This is a genomic window from Janthinobacterium algoris, assembly GCF_051380935.1.
Classification (GTDB): domain Bacteria; phylum Pseudomonadota; class Gammaproteobacteria; order Burkholderiales; family Burkholderiaceae_D; genus Janthinobacterium.
In genome coordinates, this window is sequence record NZ_JBNYXZ010000008.1 from 167,476 (window position 1) to 191,507 (window position 24,032).

Here is a 24,032-nt window from a genome sequence, read left to right on the forward strand (position 1 = left end):
GCGCAGGCGGCGCACAGCGTTCGTGTACACCGCCGTTGCCTTATTTTTTGTAGATCCCCGCTTCCAGCACCACGTCGTTGACACGCAGGATGTACGTGGTCTTCGGCTCGATCTTGCCGCTGGTGGGATTCTTGTACTGGTAGTCGACCCAGCCCTTGCCCTGCTTTTGCGCCAGCTCGATGATTTCACGGCGATATTTCTTGCCATTCGCATCAGGCACATCCGTCAAATCCTTGCCCACGATGGAAGGATTGATGGGGTGGGCCAGCACGATGCCCGTCTTGATATCGCGCATGTCCACATACAGCGAGCCCTGCACGAAGTCGGGGTCTTTCGCCGTGATTTTCTTCATCATCTCTTCCTTGCCATGCGCCTTCATGAAGGCGGCGCCCCGTTCGGCCATGGCGATGGCGTCTTTTTCCGTTGGTTCGACCGCGGCACTGACGCTGCCGCCGGCAAAGGCCAGGCACAGCAGGCTACCCGTGAATAAGCGTTTCATGACAGCTCCTTGTGAGAATCGAGGGATGTGTTGCACAGCCGTAATTTACGTCGTCGAGGGTCCCATCAAATTGCGATGGAACAAACTAAGGTGTTGCTTGTAGGCAGCGAGCAACGTATCGGAAGGCTTGTTGATGTGTAGCAATTTGGTTCTTTATGGCAAGAATTATGATGACTTTCACAGCATGCGGAGCTGGCATGGTCTGTGGGAGAAAAGGCTGTAATTGGCCGATATAGGACAAATTTCATGAAAGTTATCGCTATTTATTAGCAAGGAGACTATCGTGTCCGCACTCATTACCGAGCCGTTTTCAACCAAGTTCAAGCCGTATACGCGGCAAACCATTCATCAGGCGCGGCAGTGGGAATGGCTGCCGGAAGAGCAGCGCGAAGCCGTGCAAGTGGTGTCGCACGTCTTGCCGTTTCGCACCAATGCCTATGTGCTCGACCAGTTGATCGACTGGAACAATATTCCTGACGATCCCATCTACCGCCTGGTTTTTCCCCACCGCGACATGCTGCCGCCCGAACAGTACGCGCACTTGCGCGACCTGGTGCTGCTGCAGCGTGATAAGGCTGCCATCGATGCCTATGTGCATGGTATTCGCTTGGGCATGAATCCCCATCCTGCCGGGCAGATGACGCATAACGTGCCGAAAGTCAACGATGCGCCCGTGCGCGGCCTGCAGCATAAATATGCGCAAACGGTGCTGTTTTTCCCCAGCGCGGGCCAGACGTGCCACGCGTATTGCACCTTCTGCTTCCGCTGGCCCCAGTTCGTCGGCATGGATGACATGAAATTCGATGCGCGCGAGTCGCATGAGTTGGCCGCCTATCTGAAACTGCATCCGGAAGTGACGGACGTGCTGATCACGGGCGGCGACCCGATGATCATGAATACCCGCCAGTTGGCGGCCTACCTGGAACCACTGCTCGAACCGGGCCTGGAACATATCCAGAACATCCGCATCGGTACCAAGGCGGTGGCGTATTGGCCGCAGCGTTTTGTCTCCGACCGCGACGCGGACGATTTGCTGCGCCTGTTCGAGCGTATCGTCAAGGCGGGCAAGAACCTGGCCGTGATGGGCCATTACAGCCATGCCGTGGAGTTGCGCCAGGACATCGCCCAACAAGCGGTGAAACGCATCGTCTCCACGGGCGCCACCTTGCGCATGCAGGGGCCGCTGATCCGCCACATCAATGAAGACCCGGCAAGCTGGGCCGAACTGTGGCAGACGGGCACGCGCCTGGGGGCGATTCCGTATTACATGTTTGTCGAACGGGACACGGGGCCGCGCGGCTATTTCGAGTTGCCGCTGGCGAAGGCACATGAAATCTTCCAGGCCGCCTACCAGATGGTGTCCGGCCTGTCGCGCACCGTGCGCGGGCCCTCCATGAGCGCGTTCCCCGGCAAGATCGTCATCGATGGCATCGTCAACATCCATGGTGAAAAACTGTTTGCCCTGCAATTTTTGCAGGCGCGCAACCCGGACTGGGTACGCAGGCCGTTTTATGCGAAGTTCGATGCAGAAGCGACGTGGATAGACGATTTGAAGCCCGCGTTCGGCCACGATAAGTTCTTTTTCGAGACGGATGAGGTTATGCCGCAGTTGCCGCATAAAATCATCCGCCTGGCACAGGCCGCCTGAGCATGCACGGCGCCGGCGTCTCTTCCCGTTCCGGCGTGGCCGTGTTTTGTCTGGTGTTCCTGCCGTTTGCGCTCGGTCATTACCTGTCGTGCCTGCTGCGCGGCGTCAATGCCGTGCTGACGGCGGAATTGCTGGGCGCCATCGCCCTGACGCCGGCGCAGCTGGGCTTGCTGACCAGCGCCTTTTTTCTCGCCTTTGCGCTGGTGCAACTGCCGATCGGCATGGCGCTCGACCGTTACGGCCCCCGCACGGTGCAACTGTGGCTGCTGGCGCTGGCGGCGCTGGGTGTGTGGCTGTTCAGCCGGGGCCACAGTTTTGCCGAGCTGATGTGGGCGCGGGCCATGATGGGGGCAGGCCTGGGCGGCTGTTTCATGGCCGCCGTGAAAGCGATCTCGTGTGCTATCGCTCCCGTGCGCCTGCCTTCCGTGCACGGCTATCTGATCGCCGTGGGCGGCCTGGGTGCGGCCACGGCCACCATGCCCGTCAAGCTGGCTCTGCACTACACGGACTGGCGCGGCGTCTTTCTGGGCCTGGCGCTGGCGGCGCTGGCCATCGGCTTGCTGATCCGCCTGCTGTCGCCGGTGCTGCCGGCGCCCGTTGTTGCCATGAACAAGGTGAGCAAGGTCAGCAAGGTCAGGGTATGGAGCGTGTACCGCGATCCCGGCTTTCGCCGCACCATCGCGCTGATCCTGCTGCCGCACACGGTGTTCTTTGGCGTGCAGGGCTTGTGGGTGGGGCGCTGGTTGGCCGACGTGGGCGGCCTGTCCGATGTCAGCGTGGCGTATTTTTTGTACCTGGGCATGGCGGCCGTCATCTTCGGCGCCATCGGCATGGGCATGCTGACGGAATGGGCTGGGCGGCGTGCGATTGAACCCATGCAAGTGGCGGCTGCCGGCATCGTCCTGTTTGTCGCTGTGCAAGTGGCGATGGCGTTTAACGTCGTGCCCAGCCTGCCCATGCTGTCCGTGCTGTTTACCTTGCTGGGCACGGTGACGGGCCTCGAATATGCGATCGTCGCGCAAAGCATGCCGGCCAGCTTGACGGGCAGGGCGGCCACCTGCCTGAATCTGCTCATTTTTACGGGCGCCTTCCTGGTGCAGGCGGGTTTTGGCCTGATCCTCGGCTGCTGGCCCCTGAACAGCTTGCAGCAGTATCCGCCGCAAGCGTATCAGGTGGCGTTTGGCGTGCTGGCGGCCTTGCAACTACCGGGACTTGCGATGTTTTTCATCCACCGCTACAGGCGTGCCGGGCCATCCGGTAAAATGGCAGCCTGCACAGCGGCAATGATCAACTCCAAGGAAGACTATGAAACTCGTTCGTTATGGACGTCCAGGCAAGGAAAAACCGGGCCTGATCGATGAAGAAGGCAAACTGCGCGACCTGTCCGGCGTGGTTCAGGATATTGATGGCGCGCAACTGTCCGACAAGGCCCTGCGCAAGCTGGCCAAGCTCGACGAAAAGACGCTGCCCCTGGTGCGCGGCAATCCCCGCTTTGGCGTGCCGCTGGCGAAAGTCGGCAAGTTCATCGGCATCGGCCTCAATTACGCGGATCACGCGGCCGAATCCGGCATGCCGATCCCGGCCGAGCCCATCGTCTTCATGAAGGCAATTACTTGCCTGAATGGCCCGGACGACAATGTCGTGTTGCCCAAAGGTTCGAAAAAGACAGACTGGGAAGTGGAACTGGGCGTGGTCATCGGCACGCGTGCGCAGTACGTGAGCGAAGAGGATGCGCTGCAATACGTGGCCGGCTATTGCGTCGTCAACGATATTTCCGAGCGCTCGTTCCAGCTGGAGCGGGGCGGTCAATGGGATAAAGGCAAGGGCTGCGACACCTTCGGCCCCATCGGTCCGTGGCTGGTGACGCGCGATGAAGTCATCGACGAGCAAGACCTGGACCTGTACCTGGAAGTCAATGGTAAACGCATGCAGACCGGCAATACGCAAACCATGATCTTCACGGTGGCGCAGATCGTCAGCTACCTGTCGCAATTCATGACCCTGGAACCGGGCGACGTCATCGCCACGGGCACGCCGCCGGGCGTGGGCCAGGGCCGTAAGCCGCAGCGTTTCCTGAAGAAGGGCGACAGCATGCGCCTGGGCATCCCCGGCCTGGGCGAACAGCAGCAGGACGTGGTCGCCTGGACGGCTTGATGGCCGGTAGCGATATCGACCGTCTGCCGCCGCTGCCTTTGGCGCAGCTCGACGCGCAGCAGCGCGTGGCCGCGCAAGCCATCATCGACGGTCCGCGCGGGGCGTTGTACGGCCCCTTCGTGCCGCTGATCCGCAGCCCCGAGCTGATGGAAACGGCGCAACGCATGGGCGAGTATTTGCGCTACCGCAGCGCCATCGGCACGCGCCTGTCGGAACTGGCGATTCTGGTGACGGCGCGCCAGTGGAACCAGCAAGTCGAGTGGGCCATCCACGCGCCGCTGGCCGTGCAGAACGGCATCGCGCAAGCGGCCGTGGACGCCATTGCCGCGCGGCGCGCGCCGCTTGCCCTGAAAGAAGATGAGCAAGCCGTGCACGACTTTTGCGTCGAGTTGCAGCAGAACAAGCGCGTCAGCGATGCCACGTATGCGCGCGCGCTGGCGCTGTTCGGCGAACACGGCGTGGTCGACTTGATGGGCATCAATGGTTACTACACTTTCCTGGCCATGGTCATGAATGGGGCGCAGACAGCGGTGCCGGCATTGGGCGTGCCGCCCTTGCCCGCCTGATTAGAAGAGTTCTTCAGGAAAAGATGGATAAAGTGTAATGTGGTTGAAATTATTCAATATATAATTTTGCTTCCCTTCCATTGCCAACAAGCTCAATGAAAACTCGTCCGTACTTCACCCTGATGGGCCGCGCCTTGCTGGCGTTGGCCCTTTCTTTTTCCCCCTTGATGACGGTGCGCGCGCTGGCCGCCGAGACCGCCGCTACCGCGAACCCCGGCGCTTCCGCCTTGGAAAATTCCGTCGTCAAGGTGTTTTCCACCCTGCGCGGGCCGGACCCCTATAAACCCTGGAGCAAGGCTGCGCCGCAAGAGGTGACGGGTTCCGGCGTCGTCATCGAAGGCCGCCGCATCCTGACCAATGCGCACGTGGTCGGGTATGCCAGCCAAGTGCAGATCCAGGCGAATGGCGCCGGCGACAAGATACCGGCGACCGTGCTGGCCATCTCGCGCGGCATGGACCTGGCCTTGCTGAAAATCGATGACGACAGTTTTTTCGCCAGCCACAAAGCGGTGCCGCGCGCCAATCTCTTGCCGGACGTGCGCGATGCCGTGCTGGCGTATGGCTATCCGACGGGCGGCACGTCGCTGTCGATCACCAAGGGCATTGTTTCGCGCATCGAATTCGTGCGCTACAACTTCCCCGTCTCGGGCTTGCGCATCCAGATCGATGCGGCCATCAACCCGGGCAATAGCGGCGGCCCCGTGATTGCCGGCGAGAAGATGATCGGCCTGGCCTTTGCCGGCATGCTCAATGCGCAAAACATCGGCTATATCATCCCCAATGAAGAAATCGAGCTGTTCCTGCGCGATCAGGAAAGTGGCGTACCCAAGGGCAAGCCGGCCATGCGTGACGTGACGCAAACGCTGGAAAATCCCGCGCTGCGCACGTATTTGAAGCTGGCCAAGGGTGTCGAGGGCGCCGTCGTGATGACGCCGGCCAGCAAGGACGCCGCCTATCCGCTCAAGGAGTGGGACGTGATCACGCATATCGGCGATTTTCCTATCGACAACCAGGGTATGGTCAAGCTGAATGCCAACAGCCGCGTGCGCTTCCAGTACCGGGTGCAGCAGCTGGCGAAAGACGGCCTGCTGCCGTTGACGGTGGTACGCCAGGGCGCGCCCCTGAAAATCAAGGTGCCCGTCTCGGCTGCGCACCCGATGCTTATTGCCAGCCTGCAGGGCAATTACCCGTCCTATTTCATTTTTGGGCCCATGGTGTTTTCGCGCGCCAGCACGGAATTCATGGCGGCGCCGAATGGCAACGCGGCGATGCTGGGCGGCATGGCGTTTGCCGGCAATCCGCTGGCCACGCGGCGCGGCGATGCGCCCGATGGCGAGCGCGAAGAACTGGTGGTGATTGCCGCGCCGTTCTTCCCGCACAAGCTGATGAATGGCTACAGTACCCGTTTCTTCTCGGTCGTCGATTCCGTCAATGGCGTGCGCGTGCGCAGCCTGGCGCACCTGGTGGCCTTGCTGCGCGACCAGACGGATGAGCTGCTGACGTTCCGCTTCCAGCAGCGCGATGCGGAAATGGTCGTCGTGCCGCGCAAGGACATGCTGGCGGCGACGGAATCGGTGCTGACAGACAACGGCATCCGTTCGGAAGCGTCACCCGACATGTTGAAAATCTGGAATGAAAAAACGCCGGCGAACTGATCGTTCCCGGCGTTACGTACAGATACAACAGCAGGCGCGGCCCACACCGCGCCTGTTTTTCTTTAAGCCAATACTTTTTTCAGCCAGGCGCCGATGGCGTCGATTTCTTCCTGGCACAGCGAGTGCTGCATCAGGTACTCATGCCATTCCACCTTGTAGCCCATGCCGGTGAGTAAGTCGCGCGACTGCTGTGCGCGGGCGATCGGCACCACAGGGTCGGCCGTGCCGTGCGCCATGAAGATGGGCGTCTGCAGGCTCGCTGGCGTGCGCTCAAGCGCCGTCTTGTCGGCCAGCGGCAGATAGCCGGACAGGCACATCAGGCCGGCCAGCGGTTCCGCGTGGCGCAAGCCCGTTTGCAAGGTCATGGCGCAGCCTTGCGAGAAGCCTGCCAGGATGATGCGGCTGGCGGGAATGCCGCGCGCCTTTTCGCGCGCGATCAGCGCTTCGACCTGTGCCTGCGAGGCGCGCAAGCCGCTCTCATCTTCGCGGCGCACCAGGTCGTTCTCGCGGATGTCGTACCAGGCGCGCATCACATAGCCGTTGTTGATGGTGACGGGTATGGTGCCGGCGCTGGGGAAGATGAAGCGAATGGCGGGGCAGCCGCGCAAATCGAGTTCTTTCACCAGTGGCACGAAGTCGTTGCCGTCGGCGCCCAGGCCGTGCATCCAGATGATGGAGACGGTGGGGTTCGGGGCGCTGTCGAGTTCGATGGTTTCCAGCAAGGTGCTCATGTATTTTCCTCAGGTATTGGTTGCGCCGGACGCAACGCCGATTTGGGACGGAAGGCCTTGCAGATGGCCGGGTCGGTTTCCATGTAGGGACCGCCGATGAGGTCGAGGCAATACGGCACGGCGGCAAAGATGCCGTTGACCAGTTGCATGCCATCGGCATCCTTCAAGCCTTCCAGGGTTTCCTTGATGGCTTTCGGCTGGCCCGGCAAGTTCATGATCAGGGCGGCACGCTCGGGCGTTTCACGGATCACGGCCACCTGGCGCGACAAAATCGCCGTCGGCACGAATTGCAGGCTGATCTGGCGCATCTGTTCGCCGAAACCGGGCATTTCCTTGGTCCCGACGGACAAGGTCGCGTCCGGCGTCACATCGCGCCGTGCCGGGCCAGTGCCGCCCGTCGTCAGGATCAGATGGCAGTGGCTCAGGTCGACCATGTCGATCAAGGTATTCTCAATTTGCGAGCGATCGTCAGGGATCAAACGCTTTTCCAGGCGGAAAGGCGTGCGGATGGCGGCGGACAGCCAGCTTTCCAGGGCCGGGATGCCCAGGTCTTCATACACGCCGCCGCTGGCGCGGTCCGAGATCGACACGAGGCCGATAATCAATTCGTCTTCTATCGTGGTCATGGAGCACCTGTCTATGTCGTAAAAAAAACCGGGTTGGTTCCCGGTTTTTATCAACCCAAGCCCAAGAGCTGGGGTTTATTCGTCGTCTTCTTGCTCAACGTCATCTTCATCGGCATCTTTCTTGCCGCTGTTTTTCTTCTTGGCGATCTCTTTCAAGATCTGGAAGATTTCACGGTAGGCCTTTGGCGGCTTGTTCTCGGCCTGCTCTTTGCGGGCATTGCGGATCAGGGTGCGCAGCTGCTGCACGTCCAGTTCCGGGTTTTCCGACAGCAAGACGGTCAATGCCTTGTCGTCCGTCAAGAGTTTGTCGCGGCGGCGTTCCATCGCGTGCATATTGGCCGTATCGGCTTTCGACAAGCCTTTCCAGCTATCGATGGTGCGTTGGATGGCGGCAACTTCTTCCTCATCCAGGGTGCGCATTTTTTTGCCCACGTACTGCAACTGGCGGCGGCGGCCTTCGTGATCGCGGATCATCTGGCATTCGAGGATGGCTTCGCGCACGTCTTCCGGCATTGGAACGCGCTTGACGCGGTCGCGTGCTTCATTGACGAGTTCTTCCCCCATCTTTTGCAGGACGGTCATCTGACGCTTGAGTTCCGACTTCGACGGACGTTCATATTCCTGTTCGAATTCGGTGGATTGGAAGCCGCAAGCTCCCCGGTTTGGATTTGGCATGATAAGGCGGGATTGGCCGCGTAGGCCGCACCTGTAAACTGTAAACGACTGCTATGATAACCTTTTTAGCGGCTTTCCGAAGAAAACAGCGCATGAACGACTCCGTATTTACCCATAGTCAAGAGCAATTGCAGCAACTAGCCCGTGATGTGTTGTCTTTTGCGCGGGAAGCGGGCGGCACCGACGCAGCCGTCGAAGTCAGTGTAGGCGGTGGCTTGTCCGTTTCTGTACGAAAAGGCAAGATCGAGACGATCGAGCAAAACAAGGACAAGGGCATGGGCGTGAGCGTGTTTGTCGGTAAGAAGCGCGGCAATGCCAGCACCTCCGATTTCTCGCCGTCCGCCTTGCGCGCCACGGTGGACGCCGCCTACAACATCGCCCGCTTCACGGCCGAGGATGATTGTGCCGGCCTGGCCGACGTGGACATGCTGGAAATGGCGCCCCGCGACTTGCAATTATTTTATCCATGGCTGATTTCCGCCGAGGACGCCGTCGTGCTGGCCCAGCGCGCCGAGGCGGCCGCGTTTGCCGTCGACCCGCGCATCACGAACAGCGAAGGCGCTGGCGTGCATGTGCAGCAATCGCATTTCGTTTCCGCCAATTCGCGCGGCTTCATCGGCGGCTACCCGTTTTCGCGTCACACCCTGTCCGTGGCGCCCATCGCCGGCAAGGGCGCCAAAATGCAGCGCGACGACTGGTATTCGTCCGTGCGCGACGCCTCCAAAATGTCGAGTCCGGAAGCCATCGGCCGCTACGCCGCCGAACGCGCCCTGTCGCGCCTGAACGCACGCAAACTGGGCACGCGCACCTGTCCCGTGCTGTTCGAGGCACCGCTGGCGGCCGGTTTGCTCGGTACCTACGTGCAAGCGACCTCGGGCGGCGCCCTGTACCGCAAATCCACTTTCCTGAACGATTCCCTGGGCACACAAGTGCTGCCCTCGCACGTGCAGATCTTTGAAGACCCGCACGTGATCGGCGGCGTCGGTTCTGCGCCGTTCGACGAAGAGGGCGTGAAAACCGTCAGCCGCGATGTCGTCAATGATGGCGTGGTACAAGGTTACTTCCTGTCGACTTACACGGCCCGCAAGCTGGGCATGCAGACGACGGGCAACGCGGGTGGCTCGCACAATCTGTACCTGACGTCCAGCCAGACGGCCACCACCGATGATTTTGTTGCCATGCTGAAAAAGCTGGGCACGGGCTTGCTGGTGACCGAACTGATGGGGCAAGGAACCAATTACGTGACGGGCGACTATTCGCGCGGCGCCTCCGGTTTCTGGGTGGAAAATGGCGTGATCCAGTATCCGGTGGAAGAAATCACTATCGCCGGCAACATGAAGGACATGCTGCGTAACATCGTCGCCGTGGGCGCCGACGTCTTGCGCCGTGGCACCAAAGAGACGGGTTCCATCCTCATCGAGAGCATGGTGGTGGCGGGCGGCTGAGCGGAAGCATTCCTCCTTGTCATAAGGCGCCGCTGGCGCCTTTTTTCTTGTCCCTGTGTTTTTTCGGGCAGCGGCATGATCGTCATACGGCGGAAATATTCCCTTCGTATGATGGCGCCACCTGACGTTATTTGCGTGGTTTAGATGCTTTTAATGTAAGTAAGCCGAACTTCGTGATATTTCATGCAAGATGAGAATCTTGCAGTAACGCGTCGTTGTTGATCCAACCTGCATAGTGAACTCTCCATGACCTACTCCCGTACCCGCATCGCCCGCGCGGTGGCCCTGTTGTGTGCCATGCACGCTCTGTTCTCTACCCAGGCGCAAGCCCATGGCGATGCGCTCGCCGCACCAACTGTCGCCAGCGATTCCCTGGAGGCACCGCAAGCCGTGATCGTCACCGGCACGCGTGGCAGCAACCGCACGCAGTTCGACACCATGGCGCCCGTCGATGTGTTCAACCGCGACGATATCGGTGCCGTCGCATCGTCGGACTTGAACGATGTGCTGGCGCAATTGGTTCCCTCGTATGTGGTACAGCGCTTGCCGATGGCCGATGGGCAAGTCTTTGTGCGTCCCGCCACCTTGCGCGGCCTGTCGCCGGACCAGACCCTGGTGCTGGTCAACGGCAAGCGCTTCCACCGCAGCGCCTTGCTGGGCGCGCGCGGCGCGCAAGCGCCCGACCTGGCGCAGATTCCCGTGTCCGCCATCAAGCGCATCGAAGTGCTGCGCGATGGCGCTTCGGCCCAGTACGGCTCCGACGCGATCGCCGGCGTGATCAACATCATCCTCGACGATACGTTGGGCACGGAGCTTTCCTTGCACCATTCGCAATATTCGGAAGGTGACGGCAAAGGCAATGAGCTCAACCTGAAGACGGGCTTTGCCTTTGGCGAGACGGGCAAGGCGACGATTTTCGGCGCGCTGGCCAAGTCCGACCCTACCTCGCGCACGCGCCAGCGGGCCGACGCCATCGCCTTCCAGAACGCCCATCCGGAATTGAAGGTGCCCAATCCCGTGCAGCGCTGGGGCCAGCCTGAGCTCGATAGCAAGCGCATCGGCTTCAATGCCAGCATGGCCCTGTCTGACAGCATCGATCTGTACGGTTTCGGCTTGTACAGCCGCAGCGACGGCACCTCGGATTTTAATTGGCGCAATCCCGACACCAGCACGGGCGCGTATAAAACCAGCAGCCTGTTCCCTGGCTGGAACTTGCGCAGCGTGTATCCGCTGGGTTTTAGTCCCAGCTATTCGAACGACCAGGATGATTTACAACTGGTGGCCGGTGTGCGTGGTCACTTCAACGACCGCTTCGGCTGGGATGTGAGCGCTTCCTACGGCCGCAACCGCATCGATTACCACTTGGCCAACTCCATCAACGCCTCAATGGGGCCGACCAGCCCCACGTCGTTTTACCTGGGCCAGTTGTCGCAGGCGGAAAAAATTCTCAATGCCAATTTCAACTATGAATTGCCCATGGCATCCTTGCCGCAACCGGTCAATATTGCGTTTGGCGCCGAGGCGCGCAATGAAACGTATGGCGTGAAGGCGGGCGATGCGGCGTCCTGGACGGTGGGACCGGGCGCGGCCATTGGCCTGGACGCGAACGCCAACGGCGCACCGGGTTTCAGCAACCGCCAGGCGGGCAGCTGGGGTCAGGACAGTTATGCGGCTTACCTGGACGTGGAAGTGCCTGTCACGAAGGCACTGAGCCTGGGCGGGGCGGCCCGCTACGAGCATTTCTCGGAATTCGGCAGCACCGTCAACGGCAAGTTGTCGGCTCGTTACGCCTTGAGCGCGGACCTGGCGTTGCGTGGCTCCTACTCGACGGGTTTCCGCGCGCCAACGCCCGGCCAGTCGAACACCAACAGCACGAACCAGGGCCTCGACACCAAGACCCTGCTATTGTTTACCAGCGGCCGTCTGGCCAACAACGACCCGCTGGCCATCCTGCTCGGTGCGCAGGCGCTGAAGCCGGAAAAATCGAAAAATCTGTCGCTGGGCCTTACCTGGAAGACGCAGGCCGGCTTTTCCGGTTCGGTCGACGTGTATGACATCAAGGTCAGCGACCGCTTCAGCACGTCCGCTGCGTTTGCCGTGCCGGCTGGCGTGGCCAACCCGCTGCGCTACACCTCGGTCAGTTATTTCACGAATGACTTCGACACCACCACGCGCGGCATCGATATCGTGGGCAGCCACTTGAGCCGTATCGGCGACGGCAAGCTGAACCTGATGCTGGCCTACAATTACAACACGACGAAAGTCGATGGCGGCAAGTCCAGCCTGGTGACCAATCCGGCCCAACGCCAGGTCTTCGAAGAACGCCTGCCGCGCCAGAAAGCCACCATCAGCGGCAACTATGAGCTGGGCAACTGGAATACCTTGGCCCGCGTGCGCTATTACGGCGCGTGGACGGACAATTCCGGCAATGCGACGGGCGATATCTTCCAGCGCTTTGGCGCCATGCAATTTCTTGACCTGGCGGCCAGTTACAAGATCAGCGACCAGCAGTCCGTGCGCGTGGGGATCGATAATGTGCTGGACAAGTATCCTGATGAAGCAAGCTTTCAGGCCAGCCGCGGTCTGATCTATTCGCGCAATGCGCCCTACGACACGGATGGCCGTAAGCTGTACGTCGAGTATGCAGTGAAATTTTAAGGGGAGATGACGATGAATCCACAACGCCGCGCCTTGTTGCGTGCGGGTTCGCTGGCGGCGGCGCTGCCCTTGACGGCGGGCGCAGCATCGGCTGCGGCGGCGTCCACCTTGCCGGTGCTTTTACCGGCAGTGCCGGCCGGCACCACGCCGCAAGCCCTGGCCAGCAACCAGGCGTACTGGCAGGCGGTGGCCGCGCAATACGACACCACCGATGCCGTCGTGCAACTCGACAACGCCTTCTGGGGCTCGATGGCCAGGCCCGTGCTGATGCATTACCAGCAGCAACTGGCGATGGTCAACCGCGACAACGCCTGGTATGCGCGCATGCGCTTTCCGGCCGACTTCGAGGCGGCCCGCGCGGCGGCGGCCAGGGCACTGGGCGTGGGTATCGATGAAATCGTGCTGACGCGGGGCGCCACGGAAGCGCTGCAAGTCTTGATCGCCGGCTACAAGCGCTTGCAGCCGGGCGATACGGTACTTTACGCGGATATCGATTACGACAATATGATCACCGTCACGCGCTGGCTGGAGCAGCGGCGCGGCGTCCAGGTGGTCAATATCGCCATGCCGGAACCGTTTACGCATGACAACGTCATTGCTGCCTATGTTGCTGCCATGGAACGCCATCCGAAGCTGAAACTGATGCTGCTGACACATGTCAACCACCGCAACGGCATGGTCTTGCCCGTGGCCGAGATCAGCCGCCTGGCGCGCACACGGGGCATCGACGTGATCGTCGATACGGCGCATGGCTTTGGCCAGCTGGACATGACGATACCCGACTTGCAGGCGGACTTCGCCGGCATCAACCTGCACAAATGGATAGGCGCGCCCGTCGGCGTGGGCGCTGCCTACATCAAGCGGGGCAGGGTGGCCGATATCGACCCCTGGCTTGGAGAAAAGGCGGGTGACGATATCCGTACCCGCGTGCACACGGGCACGGTCAATTTTGCCGCCTATCTGAGCTTGCCGGCGGCGCTGGACTTGCATGCGCAGATCGGCGTCGCCAATAAGCAGGCGCGGCTGCGGCTGCTGCGCAACCGCTGGGTGGAGGCGGCGCGCGGCATCGATGGTATCGAGGTGCTGGCGTCCAGCGACCCGCGCCTGACGAGCGCCATCGCCTCGTTCCGGCTGAAAGGCAAGACCAGCGTGGCCGACAGTTATGCCCTGTCGAAAAAGCTGGTGCAGGAACACGGCATCTTTGCCGTGCCGCGCGACGGTCTTGCCAGCGGCGCGTGCGTGCGCGTCACGCCGGGCATCTTTACGCCCGAGTCGCATGTGGACCGCCTGATCGTTGCCTTGCGCAAGGTGGCGCGGGGTTAGTGGCCATGGGGCGCTCCAGCGATGGGCGCTCTATGCTTTCACTGCTGGACTTGAGAGTCATCCGTCAGGGTGGCTAAAAACTTCAGCATATCCTCGATCTCGCCCGCCGTCAGTGCCGGCGCCATGCCGCGCTTGCGGCCGAATGGCGCTTCCTTGACGTTGACGTTGGCGCGCTACCTGGCGGGTATGTCATTGAATTTCTGCGCACATTGCGCAGGCTGGGCACCTTGAAGGCGCCGCATGAGTCGCCTTTCATCGCCAGGTCCGTGCGGTCGGGGTCGCACAAGTCCAGGTTGCAATACTCGGGGGCGGCGGTGGCGGGAATGCGCGTATTGCGCGGCACACCCAGGTTGTCGAAACTGAAGTCCGTCAATAGCGATGGCGCGCCATGTTCGCCCCGCACGCCGGGATGGCAAGCGGCGCAATTGCCCTTGCATTCATTGTTGAACAGGGCCTGGCTCCGTCATTCCGTCATTCCGTCATTCCGTCAGCGCGAGGGGAACCTTGTTGGCCAGGTAGAGGTCAGATGTGGAATCGTAGCGGTGGCGCCCAAGCGGGGGCCGGCTCATGGCAGTTGGCGCACGATTGCTTGCCCGAGCCGGCCTGGCCCGTCCTGGTCGACGGGCCGCTGTCATTCGTCTATCAGGCGCGCAAGGTGGACAGGATAGGCTGCAGCACGGCCGCACCCAGCGCGGCGCTGCGGGCGCCGCTCCAGCCCGTTTGCGGGTCGGGATCGTTGGCATTGTCCTTGAACGGCAATTCCAGGGTCAACGACAGGCAGCCGAAGGCGTGCGTGATATGGGGCGAACCCATGGTCAGCACTTCCGGCGTGAACGGGCCGTCTTCATAGCCATGCTCATCCTGGAAGTCGGGGCTGGCCACCTTGAAGTCGGCGATGAAGCGGTCTTGCTCGGCCTTCTGTGCCGGTGTGAAATTTTCCAGCGCATCGCTGCCGGCGACGAACACGTATGGCAAGCCTTCGTCGCCATGCACGTCGAGGAACAAGTCGCAGCCGATTTCATGCATTTTCTGTTTCACCAGGAACACTTCCGGGCTGCGTTCCATCGTCGGCGTCATCCATTCACGGTTCAGGTTGGCGCCGGCCGCGTTGGTGCGCAGGTTGCCATGCACGGAACCGTCCGGGTTCATGTTCGGCACCACGTAGAAGACGGCATCTTGCAGGCACTGGCGGGCAAACGGATTGGCCTGGTCCAGCAAGGCTTCGAGCATGCCTTCGACAAACCATTCCGCCATCGTTTCGCCGGGATGCTGGCGCGCGATGACCCAGACTTTCTTCTCGGCATCGGCGTCGCCGACCACCAGCATATTCATGTCGCGCCCTTCCACGGTGCTGCCCAGGTCGATCAAGCGCACCAGCGGCGACGCTTGCGCGCTGTCGATCAGGGCCAGGTGGCGGTCCCATGGATACGGTTCGAAGTAGGCGTAGTACACGCTTTCTTCTTCCGGCGTGTGTGCTATGGTCATCACCGCGCCGTCAAAGCTGGTGGGCACGCGGAACCAGGTTTCGCGGTCGTAGCTGGCCACAGCCTGGTAGTCTTTCCAGCCGTCCGGGTAGGCCGACTTGCCTGCATTCATGAAGCGGATCGTGCACGCCTCGCCTTGCGCGCCTTGCAAGCGGAAGTAAAACCACTGCGTGATGTCGGCGTGAGAATCCTTGCGGATGTTCAGCTCGATGGATTGGGCATCGTCGGCGCGCAGCACCTCGATCGCGCCGGCGTCGAATTGCTGGCTGATTTTAATGGTCATGAGTGTTCCTGATAAAAACGTATGGGTTTTGCATCGTGTGCAATGGCGCGATGATACCTGTTTTGCGGCGGCCTTTGTGCTGGCGCAAACGATAACGGACGTGCTTTGCTAACGTGGAAGCTCTAACATGGGGAGATCATCATGGATGACAACGGCAAGCACATACGCGAACTGGAAAAGAAAGTCAGCGCCCTCAGCGACGCTCTGGCGCACCTGGGCAAGGGCACGACCTTGCAGGAATTGCTGCGCATCCTGCGTTTCCCCGGCTACACCACGCCGGCCGAATTTACCTTCAATGTCGCCATCCTCGATACCATGCTGGTGCAAGCCAATGCGCTGGAAAAGCTGGGGCAGGATTTATTGGCAGGGGCAAAGCAGGTCGTCGCCAAACAGTGAACGCCTGAGAAAATGCCCATGGCGGCGTTGCGTTGTCTTGGCAGTACTAGTCGTACTGCCTGCGGCCACGCGCCTGGCCCTGAACATTTTTCAGGCGTTCACGTAGTCAGGCCGCTAAAACGCTCGTAGAACCAGGGCTCGACAGATGCGGCCTGCTTATCTTCGCGCCGCAGGGTGGCCAGGATATGTTCCTCGGCCGCCGCGTGGGTGATGCGGTACAGGTCGCGCGCCAGCACGTACGCTTGCGTGCCTGGCCACGGTTCTGGCAGCAGCTCGACGGGCAGTTGCGGATCGTGCAACTGCACGCGGCGATAGGCGTGCGTCAGCAGCGAGCGGATGACGAAGGCTTGCTCGGCATCGAACACGGGTTCTTCTTGCAGCAGGGTCAGCAGCGGCTGGAAGCGGGCGATGAATTTTTCGTAGCCGGCCATCACTTCCGACAAGTCCCAGCATTCGCCCACCATGTCGCGCAGGGGGCGTGTGCTGACATGCGGCAGCTCCGTGGTGTGGCAGACATACAGCTTGCCCTGTACTTCGTTGCGCGCGAGGATATCTTCCAGCGCCTCCGAGTTGCTGGCTGGATGGCCAAAGATGCCGGGAGAGATCAAACCATAGCCCGCCCACAATAATTCCTTGCGCAGCGCGCTCCGTTCGGCGGCACCGATGCTGCCGGCCGGCCCGATCACCAGGGTCCAGCTGCCATCCCAGTGCACGACCAGCGGCGCATAAATGCGGCGATAGGCGCGTTCGAAGCGGGCCAGCGCCTCCGGGCGTATCGTATAGGCGCTGCGGCGGCCGTCACGTTGCGAGCTGAGCCAGCCCTCCTGCGCCAGGCGGAACACGCTGGTGCGCAGCAGGCGATCGTTGACGCCAAACGGCGCCAGCAGTTCGATCAGACTGCCCAGCCAGATGGCGCCGCCGCGCGGCACGATGGCGTCGCCAAAGATGGTCATCACCAGAGACTTTGAGCGCGGTGGGTCGCTTTCCAGGAAATCGGCTATCCATGCCGTGCAGCGGGTGTTCTTCATGTGGTTCCGGTCTGGCCGTGTTGCGGTCGATTCAATAAAAGCAGCAGTTTACTTGGCTGCGCGGGTAGCGCGTCAATAATTTGCCGGAAGCGCTGGTGGCACTTCGCAATGTTTTCTCATCAGCAATATCATACGCACAAAAAAGCGGCACAAGATACGAATTTTTAAAATGACTCACATCAAGTGTATGCAAATCGATTTTTGTATCGTATTATCTGTTCATCGCACCGCGTTGCTGCGCAAAATCAAAGACATGGGAGACAGATCATGTACGCACAAATGGTTGAAACCGGCCTCAAGAACGTCCGTTCCATCGATGACATGGGTCAAGAAGAGCGCGCTTTTCAGGCGCGCATCGACGAAGGCATCAAGATCGAGGCCAAGGATTGGATGCCGGACGCTTACCGCAAGACCCTGATCCGCCAGATTTCGCAGCATGCGCATTCGGAAATCGTCGGTCAATTGCCCGAAGGTAACTGGGTCACGCGCGCGCCGACCTTGAAACGCAAGTCCATCCTGCTGGCGAAGATCCAGGATGAAGCCGGTCACGGCCTGTACTTGTACAGCGCCGCCGAAACCCTGGGCGTGTCGCGCGACGATTTGCTCGCTGCCTTGCACTCGGGCAAAGCCAAGTATTCCAGCATCTTTAACTATCCCACCCTGTCGTGGGCCGACATGGGTGCCATCGGCTGGCTGGTCGACGGCTCCGCCATCATCAACCAGATTCCGCTGTGCCGTTGCTCGTATGGCCCGTATGCGCGCGCCATGATCCGTGTTTGCAAGGAAGAATCGTTCCATGCGCGCCAGGGTTACGACATCATGATGTCACTGTGCAAGGGCACACCAGAACAGAAAGCCATGGCGCAGGATGCGCTGAACCGCTGGTGGTGGCCATCCCTGATGATGTTCGGCCCGTCCGACGCTGCTTCCGTCAACAGCGCCCAATCGGCGCAATGGCGCATCAAGCTGTTTTCGAATGATGAATTGCGCCAGCGCATGGTGGACCAGACCGTGCCGCAAATCGAATACCTGGGCTTGACCGTGCCCGATCCCGACCTGACATTCAATGCCGAGACGGGTCACTATGAATTCGGCGAGATCGACTGGGCCGAGTTCAACAATGTATTGAAGGGCAATGGCCCATGTAACCGCGAGCGCCTGCAAACGCGGGTCAAGGCGTATGAAGACGGTGTATGGTTCCGCGATGCTTTGCTCGCGTATGCCGATAAACAAGCCGCAGTCAAAGCGGCAGCGTAAATACATAAGACAGATAGGGGAGAGCAATATGAGCAAAGAATGGCCATTGTGGGAAGTTTTCATCCGCAGCCAGCACGGCCTGGCGCACAAGCATGTGGGCAGCCTGCACGCCTCCGACGCCACCATGGCGGTCAACCATGCGCGCGACGTCTACACGCGCCGCAATGAAGGCGTGAGCATCTGGGTGGTGCGCGCGGCCGATATCGTCGCCAGCAGCCCGGGCGACAAGGGCGCCCTGTTCGAGCCGTCGAACAGCAAGGTGTACCGCCATCCCACCTTCTTCCCGATGCCGGAAGAAGTCAAGAACCTGTGATGGGAGCGATCGCAATGGATGACAAAGTCAATTACCTTTTGCGCCTGGGCGATAACGCCCTGATCCTCAGCCAGCAGTTGTCACAGCTGTGCGGCAAGGGTCCCGCGCTGGAAGAGGACATGGCGCTGACCAACGTGGCGCTGGACTTGCTGGGCCAGACGCGTTTGTGGTTCAGCTATGCGGCCGAATTGGAAAACGCGGGCCGCGACGAGGACGACATCGCCTTTTTACGCGACGCCCACGACTTCAAGAATTGTCTGCTGCTGGAGCAGCCGAACGGCAATTATGCCGACACCATGATGCGCCAGTTCTTCTTCGACACCTGGCACTACTTCCAGCTGCTGGAACTGGCGAAATGCAGTGATCCACGCATCGTCGAAGTGGCGCAAAAGTCGATCAAGGAAGTCACCTATCACCTGCGCCGCAGCGGTGACCTGATCGTGCGCCTCGGCGACGGCACGGCGGACAGCCACGCGAAAACACAGGCCGCCGCCGACAAGCTTTGGATGTTCACGGGCGAGATGTTCAAGTACGACGCCGTCGACCAGGTCATGGTCGTCGCCGGCATCGCGCCGCCATCGGACGTGTTGCGCCAGGCCTTCCTCGAACACGTGGCCGAGATCTTCGCCGAAGCGACGCTTGTCATGCCGGCGCCCGACGCCTGGATGCAAAAGGGTGGCAAGCAGGGCACGCACACGGAACACCTGGGTTTTATTTTGGCCGAAATGCAGTTTCTGCAGCGCGCCTATCCCGGGGCGGAGTGGTAATGAACACGGCCATGGCTGCGCTGGACGCCGCCCAGGTATGGGCCTGGCTGGGCGACGTGCCGGACCCGGAAATTCCCGTCATTTCGGTGGTGGACCTGGGTATCGTGCGCGCCGTCGATGTGGTCAGTGGCGATGAATGCATCGTGACGATCACGCCCACCTATTCGGGCTGCCCGGCCATGCAGGTGATCGCCGATGCCGTCACGGAGGCCTTGCGCAGCCATGGCGTGGCCAAGGTGACATTGGTGAACCAGCTGGCGCCCGCCTGGACCACGGACTGGATGAGCGAGGCGGGCAAGGCCAAGCTGAAAGGCTATGGCATCGCCCCGCCACAGCAGCAGGTGATCGACATCAGCGGCCTGCGTAGAGGAATAGCGGGTGGTGTCAAGCGCCAGCCTATGCCGAAGCTGGAGGTGATCTGCCCGAACTGCGGTTCCACGCATACGCAGCTGACCAGCCAGTTCGGCTCCACGCCGTGCAAGGCCCTGTACAAATGCCTGGATTGCCGCGAACCGTTTGACTACTTCAAGTGCCACTAAAAAAATCAGGCACACGTTCCGAAGAAACTGGAGATGAAGCATGAGTAAATTTTATCCGCTGTGCGTATCGAACGTGCGCAACGAAACGCGCGACACCATCGCCGTCACGTTCGACGTGCCATTTGAGTTGCAGCAGCAGTTCCGCTTCCAGCAGGGCCAGCACCTGACCCTGCGCGCCAATATCAATGCGGAAGACGTGCGCCGCTCGTATTCCATCTGTTCGGCGGTGCAGGACGGCACGCTGCGCGTGGCCATCAAGCGCACGCCGGGCGGCGCCTTTTCAACCTGGGCGAACGACACCCTGAAAGCCGGCGCCACCATCGAGGTGATGCCGCCCATGGGCCACTTCAACGTGCCGCTCGACTGCGTCAACCGCAAGCACTACCTGGCGTTTGCGGCCGGCAGCGGCATCACGCCCATCCTCTCCATCATCAAGACGACTCTGCTGACGGAGCCATTGAGCCGTTTCACGCTGTTCTACGGTAACCGCGCCTCGTCGTCCGTCATCTTCAAGGAAGAATTGACAGACTTGAAGGATGTGTACCTGGAGCGTTTGAACCTGGTCTACGTGATGAGCCGCGAGCAGCAGGATATCGAATTGTTCAACGGCCGCATCACGCAGGAAAAATGCGAGCAATTCTTGCAGCACTGGATCCGTGTCGAAGACTACGACAACGCCTTCATCTGCGGTCCGGAAGACATGATGCTGGGCGTCTCCGCCGCCCTGCAGGCGGCCGGCATGCCGAAGCAAAATATCAAGATCGAACTGTTCGCCGCCAGCATCCCGAAAAACGCCCACAAGCCGCGCGCCCAGTTCGACGCGGGCGCCGTGCAGGAAACGGAAGTAACCGTCATCATGGATGGCAACCACACCACCTTCACGATGGACAAGGACAAGGAATCCATCCTCGACGCGGGCCTGCGTCAGGGTATCGACATGCGCTACTCGTGCAAGGGCGGCGTATGCTCGACCTGCCGCTGCAAGATCCTCGACGGCAAGGTCGAGATGGACGTCAACTACGCGCTGGAAGACTATGAAGTAGCGCGCGGCTTTGTCCTCAGCTGCCAGAGTTTTCCGCTGACCGACAAGGTCGTGGTCGATTTCGACCAGGCAGAATAAAGCCGGCGCAGGGCTGGTGCCCTGCCGTACCCATTAAAAAAGCGAGACGCCATGAGCTACCAAAACATCCTCTTTACCATCGAGCAGGGCATCGCCACGCTGACCCTGAACCGTCCCGACAAGCTCAATAGCTTTACCCAAGCCATGCACGAGGAAGTGCGCGATGCGATAGCGAAAGTGAACGCCGACAGCTCCGTGCGCGTGTTCGTGCTGACAGGCGCGGGGCGCGGTTTTTGCGCGGGCCAGGATTTGTCCGACCGCGCCGTGGAACCCGGCTCGAAAGGCGTGGACCTGGGCGAGTCGGTGGAAAAAAACTACGCGCCGCTGGTGCTGGCCTTGAAGGCCTTGCCTATGCCCGTCATTTGCGCCGTCAATGGCGTGGCGGCAGGCGCGGGCGCCAACCTGGCGCTGGCCTGCGACATCGTCATCGCCGGTAAGTCGGCCAATTTCGTCGAAGTGTTCTGCAAACTGGGCCTGATCCCGGACACGGGCGGCACCTTCTTCCTGCCACGGCTGATCGGCTCGGCGCGCGCCATGGGCCTGGCCATGCTCGGCGAAAAACTGACGGCCGAAAAAGCGGAAGACTGGGGCCTGATCTGGAAATGCGTGGACGATGCGCAGCTTGCGGAAGAAACGCGCAAGCTCGCCGTGCACTTTGCCAGCGCGCCGACCAAGGGCCTGGCTTATACCAAGCAGGCGCTGGCCGCCAGTGGCGCCAATACCCTGCCGCAGCAGCTGGCGCTGGAAGCGCGCATGATGAGCGATCTCGGTAACAGCGACGATTACCGCGAAGGCGTGGCTGCCTTCATGGAAAAGCGCGCAGCGCAATTCAAGGGACACTGATATGGCAGCTTTGGACAACAACAGCATCATCGCCGTCATCGGCAGCGGCGCCATGGGCGCCGGCATCGCACAGGTGGCCGCAGCTGCCGGTTACAGGGTAAAACTGTACGACACGCGTGCGGAGGCCGTCAGCAAGGCCTTGCTCGACATCGGCAAGATGTATGCGAAGCTGGCCGAAAAGGGCCGCATGACGTTTGACGAAGCCACGGCCGCCACGGCGCGCCTGCAGGCGGCAGACAGCCTGGCAGACGTGGCAGATGCCGTACTGGTGGTGGAAGCAATCGTGGAAAACCTCGACGTCAAACGCGGCCTGTTCGCCGAACTGGAGGCCGTGGTCAGCGAAGACTGCATTCTGGCGACGAACACTTCGTCGATTTCCGTCACGGCCATCGCCGCCAAGTTGCGCCGTCCGGAACGCCTGGTCGGCATGCACTTCTTTAACCCTGTTCCCTTGATGGCGCTGGTCGAAGTGGTCGAAGGCCTGGCCACCAGCGAGCAAGTCGCCGCCACCGTGTATGACACCGCCATCGCCTGGGGCAAGAACCCCGTGCATGCAAAATCGACGCCCGGCTTCATCGTCAACCGTGTCGCGCGTCCGTTTTACGCGGAAGGCTGGCGCTTGCTGAACGAACAGGCGGGCGACCCCGCCACCATCGACGCCGTGCTGCGCGAAGCGGGCGGTTTCCGCATGGGGCCATTCGAATTGATGGACTTGATCGGCCACGACGTCAATTTCTCCGTCACGCAATCCGTGTTCGGCGCCTATTTCAACGACCCCCGTTTCACGCCGTCCGTGCTGCAACAGGAAATGGTCAACGCCGGTTTCCTCGGCCGCAAATCGGGCCGCGGCTTTTACCTGTATGGCGAAGGCGCACCTGCCCCCGTGGCGCAGGCGGAAAGCGCACAGGCGAAGCCGGAATTCGTCGCCCTGTCGGCTGCCATCGGTGGCGATGGCCGTGGCCACAGCGGCGTCATTCGCAGCCTGGTGCAGCGGCTGGAGCAGGCGGGCATCACCGTCAGCCGCCGCGTGACGCAGGAAGGCCAGGCGATGGACGAGGCACCCGCCCTGCATTGCCATGGCGCCGCGATTTATCTCACCGATGGCCGTAGCGCTACCCAGCGCGCGCACGACAACCAGCATCCGGACACGGTGCTGTTCGACCTCGCGCTCGATTACGCCAGTGCCAAACGCATCGCCGTGGCCCGTGCCGATCAGTGCAGCGACGCCGCTTACGTCGCCGTCGTGGGTCTGTTCCAGGCAGCCGGTTTTATCGTCACGCGCTTGGACGACGTGCCTGGGCTGGCCGTCATGCGCACGGTCGTCATGCTGGCCAACGAGGCGGCCGACGCCGTCAACCAGGGCGTGTGCACGGTGGCCGCCGTCGATATCGCCATGCAGAAGGGCGTCAACTATCCATGCGGACCGCTGGCCTGGGCCGATGCGGTGGGCATCCAACACATCGTGACCGTGCTGCAGCACCTGGCGCAAGGCTACGGCGAAGATCGCTACCGTGTCTCGCCGCTGCTGCGCCGCAAACTCGCCACTGGAGCACAGTTTCATGCATAAGGAAGAGCCTATCCACGCCGCCCAGGCCTTGGCTGAAGCTTCCGCCGCGTCCATGCTGTCGCGCGATAACGCCACCGCTGCCATGGGCATCGCCCTGGCGGAAGTCGGCCCCGGCCATGCGCGCATGACGATGACGGTGCGCGCCGACATGCTCAATGGCCACCAGACCTGCCATGGCGGATTCATCTTCGCCCTGGCCGACAGCGCTTTTGCGTTTGCCTGCAACAGCTACAACCTCAATACCGTGGGCGCCGGCTGCACCATCGATTATCTGGCGCCGGGCCGCGAAGGCGACGTGCTGACGGCGCACGCCGTTGAACAGGCGTTGGCCGGCAAGAGCGGCGTCTACGACGTCAGGGTGAGCAATCAGGATGGCCGCGCCATCGCGCTCTTCCGTGGCAAGTCGATCCGCGTGGCGGGTGAAGTCATTAGTGATTGAAGGTACAAGAGCAGGC

The 24,032-nt window shown here is 61.2% G+C and carries 24 protein-coding genes; 17 read left to right on the forward strand and 7 right to left on the reverse strand.

Annotated features, from left to right (window positions below; all coding sequences use genetic code 11):
* Window positions 1–40 precede the first annotated feature (40 nt).
* Window positions 41–499, reverse strand: a complete 459-nt coding sequence (locus ACQ4W7_RS14075) for a cache domain-containing protein (protein WP_034780434.1) — start codon at window positions 497–499, stop codon at window positions 41–43.
* A gap of 283 nt (window positions 500–782) precedes the next feature.
* On the opposite strand from ACQ4W7_RS14075, the gene ACQ4W7_RS14080 reads away from it, so the two are divergent.
* From ACQ4W7_RS14080 to ACQ4W7_RS14100, 5 genes are all read left to right on the forward strand, one after another.
* The gene (locus tag ACQ4W7_RS14080; protein ID WP_436531208.1) at window positions 783–2,147 is read left to right on the forward strand and encodes a KamA family radical SAM protein; all 1,365 of its coding nucleotides are present in this window, start codon (window positions 783–785) and stop codon (window positions 2,145–2,147) included.
* Window positions 2,148–2,149: 2 nt separating this feature from the next.
* On the forward strand, window positions 2,150–3,508 hold the full coding sequence (locus ACQ4W7_RS14085; RefSeq protein ID WP_436531210.1) for an MFS transporter: 1,359 nt from the start codon (window positions 2,150–2,152) through the stop codon (window positions 3,506–3,508).
* Entirely contained in the window at window positions 3,453–4,301 is an 849-nt protein-coding gene (locus ACQ4W7_RS14090; RefSeq protein WP_436531212.1) for a fumarylacetoacetate hydrolase family protein, read from the forward strand. The genes ACQ4W7_RS14085 and ACQ4W7_RS14090 overlap by 56 nt, the downstream gene beginning before the upstream one ends.
* Window positions 4,301–4,867 (forward strand): carboxymuconolactone decarboxylase family protein, encoded by a 567-nt coding sequence (locus tag ACQ4W7_RS14095; protein ID WP_436531214.1) that lies wholly within the window; start codon window positions 4,301–4,303, stop codon window positions 4,865–4,867. Before ACQ4W7_RS14090 ends, ACQ4W7_RS14095 begins: the two co-directional genes overlap by 1 nt.
* A 95-nt stretch (window positions 4,868–4,962) precedes the next feature.
* Window positions 4,963–6,522 (forward strand): S1C family serine protease, encoded by a 1,560-nt coding sequence (locus tag ACQ4W7_RS14100; RefSeq protein ID WP_436531216.1) that lies wholly within the window; start codon window positions 4,963–4,965, stop codon window positions 6,520–6,522.
* Window positions 6,523–6,584: 62 nt separating this feature from the next.
* On the opposite strand, the gene ACQ4W7_RS14105 is transcribed toward ACQ4W7_RS14100, so the two are convergent.
* The 3 genes from ACQ4W7_RS14105 to yjgA all read right to left on the reverse strand — a co-directional run bounded on the left by ACQ4W7_RS14105 (window position 6,585) and on the right by yjgA (window position 8,554).
* Complete coding sequence (locus ACQ4W7_RS14105; protein WP_426071933.1) at window positions 6,585–7,253, reverse strand: alpha/beta hydrolase; 669 nt, start codon at window positions 7,251–7,253, stop codon at window positions 6,585–6,587.
* The gene (gene mog, locus ACQ4W7_RS14110) at window positions 7,250–7,879 is read right to left on the reverse strand and encodes a molybdopterin adenylyltransferase (RefSeq protein ID WP_436531218.1); all 630 of its coding nucleotides are present in this window, start codon (window positions 7,877–7,879) and stop codon (window positions 7,250–7,252) included. The genes ACQ4W7_RS14105 and mog overlap by 4 nt, the downstream gene beginning before the upstream one ends.
* Before the next feature lie 75 nt (window positions 7,880–7,954).
* A complete protein-coding gene (gene yjgA / locus ACQ4W7_RS14115; protein WP_426071935.1) occupies window positions 7,955–8,554 on the reverse strand; it encodes a ribosome biogenesis factor YjgA in 600 nt (199 codons plus the stop codon).
* A gap of 92 nt (window positions 8,555–8,646) precedes the next feature.
* Here yjgA and pmbA point away from each other — a divergent pair, with 92 nt between their 5' ends.
* From pmbA to ACQ4W7_RS14130, 3 genes are all read left to right on the forward strand, one after another.
* On the forward strand, window positions 8,647–9,999 hold the full coding sequence (pmbA, locus tag ACQ4W7_RS14120; protein WP_436531221.1) for a metalloprotease PmbA: 1,353 nt from the start codon (window positions 8,647–8,649) through the stop codon (window positions 9,997–9,999).
* 246 nt (window positions 10,000–10,245) lie between these two features.
* Entirely contained in the window at window positions 10,246–12,657 is a 2,412-nt protein-coding gene (locus ACQ4W7_RS14125; protein ID WP_436531223.1) for a TonB-dependent receptor plug domain-containing protein, read from the forward strand.
* Between the two features lie 12 nt (window positions 12,658–12,669).
* Window positions 12,670–13,980, forward strand: a complete 1,311-nt coding sequence (locus ACQ4W7_RS14130) for an aminotransferase class V-fold PLP-dependent enzyme (RefSeq protein ID WP_436531225.1) — start codon at window positions 12,670–12,672, stop codon at window positions 13,978–13,980.
* Between the two features lie 109 nt (window positions 13,981–14,089).
* Here the strand turns inward: ACQ4W7_RS14130 and ACQ4W7_RS14135 are convergent, their stop codons facing one another.
* Window positions 14,090–14,383: a hypothetical protein gene (locus tag ACQ4W7_RS14135; protein ID WP_436531227.1), complete on the reverse strand. Its 294-nt coding sequence runs from the start codon at window positions 14,381–14,383 to the stop codon at window positions 14,090–14,092.
* A 239-nt stretch (window positions 14,384–14,622) separates the two neighbouring features.
* The gene (locus tag ACQ4W7_RS14140) at window positions 14,623–15,747 is read right to left on the reverse strand and encodes a M14 family metallopeptidase (protein ID WP_436531229.1); all 1,125 of its coding nucleotides are present in this window, start codon (window positions 15,745–15,747) and stop codon (window positions 14,623–14,625) included.
* A 141-nt stretch (window positions 15,748–15,888) separates the two neighbouring features.
* On the opposite strand from ACQ4W7_RS14140, the gene ACQ4W7_RS14145 reads away from it, so the two are divergent.
* On the forward strand, window positions 15,889–16,143 hold the full coding sequence (locus ACQ4W7_RS14145; protein ID WP_426071940.1) for a hypothetical protein: 255 nt from the start codon (window positions 15,889–15,891) through the stop codon (window positions 16,141–16,143).
* Between the two features lie 98 nt (window positions 16,144–16,241).
* Here ACQ4W7_RS14145 and paaX read toward each other — a convergent pair whose 3' ends face one another.
* Complete coding sequence (paaX, locus tag ACQ4W7_RS14150) at window positions 16,242–17,171, reverse strand: phenylacetic acid degradation operon negative regulatory protein PaaX (RefSeq protein ID WP_436531231.1); 930 nt, start codon at window positions 17,169–17,171, stop codon at window positions 16,242–16,244.
* Window positions 17,172–17,438: 267 nt separating this feature from the next.
* Here paaX and paaA point away from each other — a divergent pair, with 267 nt between their 5' ends.
* The 8 genes from paaA to paaI are packed head-to-tail and all read left to right on the forward strand — an operon-like array spanning window position 17,439 to window position 24,016.
* Complete coding sequence (gene paaA, locus ACQ4W7_RS14155; RefSeq protein ID WP_426071942.1) at window positions 17,439–18,428, forward strand: 1,2-phenylacetyl-CoA epoxidase subunit PaaA; 990 nt, start codon at window positions 17,439–17,441, stop codon at window positions 18,426–18,428.
* A gap of 28 nt (window positions 18,429–18,456) precedes the next feature.
* Complete coding sequence (gene paaB / locus ACQ4W7_RS14160) at window positions 18,457–18,741, forward strand: 1,2-phenylacetyl-CoA epoxidase subunit PaaB (protein WP_034746356.1); 285 nt, start codon at window positions 18,457–18,459, stop codon at window positions 18,739–18,741.
* A 14-nt stretch (window positions 18,742–18,755) separates the two neighbouring features.
* Window positions 18,756–19,508 carry a 1,2-phenylacetyl-CoA epoxidase subunit PaaC gene (paaC, locus tag ACQ4W7_RS14165; protein ID WP_436531349.1) on the forward strand — a complete coding sequence of 251 codons (753 nt, stop codon included), beginning with the start codon at window positions 18,756–18,758 and terminating at the stop codon, window positions 19,506–19,508.
* A complete protein-coding gene (gene paaD, locus ACQ4W7_RS14170; RefSeq protein ID WP_436531233.1) occupies window positions 19,508–20,047 on the forward strand; it encodes a 1,2-phenylacetyl-CoA epoxidase subunit PaaD in 540 nt (179 codons plus the stop codon). The genes paaC and paaD overlap by 1 nt, the downstream gene beginning before the upstream one ends.
* A 40-nt stretch (window positions 20,048–20,087) precedes the next feature.
* Window positions 20,088–21,167: a 1,2-phenylacetyl-CoA epoxidase subunit PaaE gene (gene paaE, locus ACQ4W7_RS14175; protein WP_426071944.1), complete on the forward strand. Its 1,080-nt coding sequence runs from the start codon at window positions 20,088–20,090 to the stop codon at window positions 21,165–21,167.
* Window positions 21,168–21,218: 51 nt separating this feature from the next.
* Window positions 21,219–22,010, forward strand: coding sequence for a 2-(1,2-epoxy-1,2-dihydrophenyl)acetyl-CoA isomerase PaaG (gene paaG, locus ACQ4W7_RS14180; protein ID WP_436531236.1), 792 nt, complete (start codon window positions 21,219–21,221; stop codon window positions 22,008–22,010).
* A 1-nt stretch (window position 22,011) separates the two neighbouring features.
* Window positions 22,012–23,577: a 3-hydroxyacyl-CoA dehydrogenase PaaH gene (gene paaH, locus ACQ4W7_RS14185; protein ID WP_436531238.1), complete on the forward strand. Its 1,566-nt coding sequence runs from the start codon at window positions 22,012–22,014 to the stop codon at window positions 23,575–23,577.
* A complete protein-coding gene (gene paaI, locus ACQ4W7_RS14190; protein ID WP_436531240.1) occupies window positions 23,570–24,016 on the forward strand; it encodes a hydroxyphenylacetyl-CoA thioesterase PaaI in 447 nt (148 codons plus the stop codon). The genes paaH and paaI overlap by 8 nt, the downstream gene beginning before the upstream one ends.
* Window positions 24,017–24,032 lie beyond the last annotated feature (16 nt).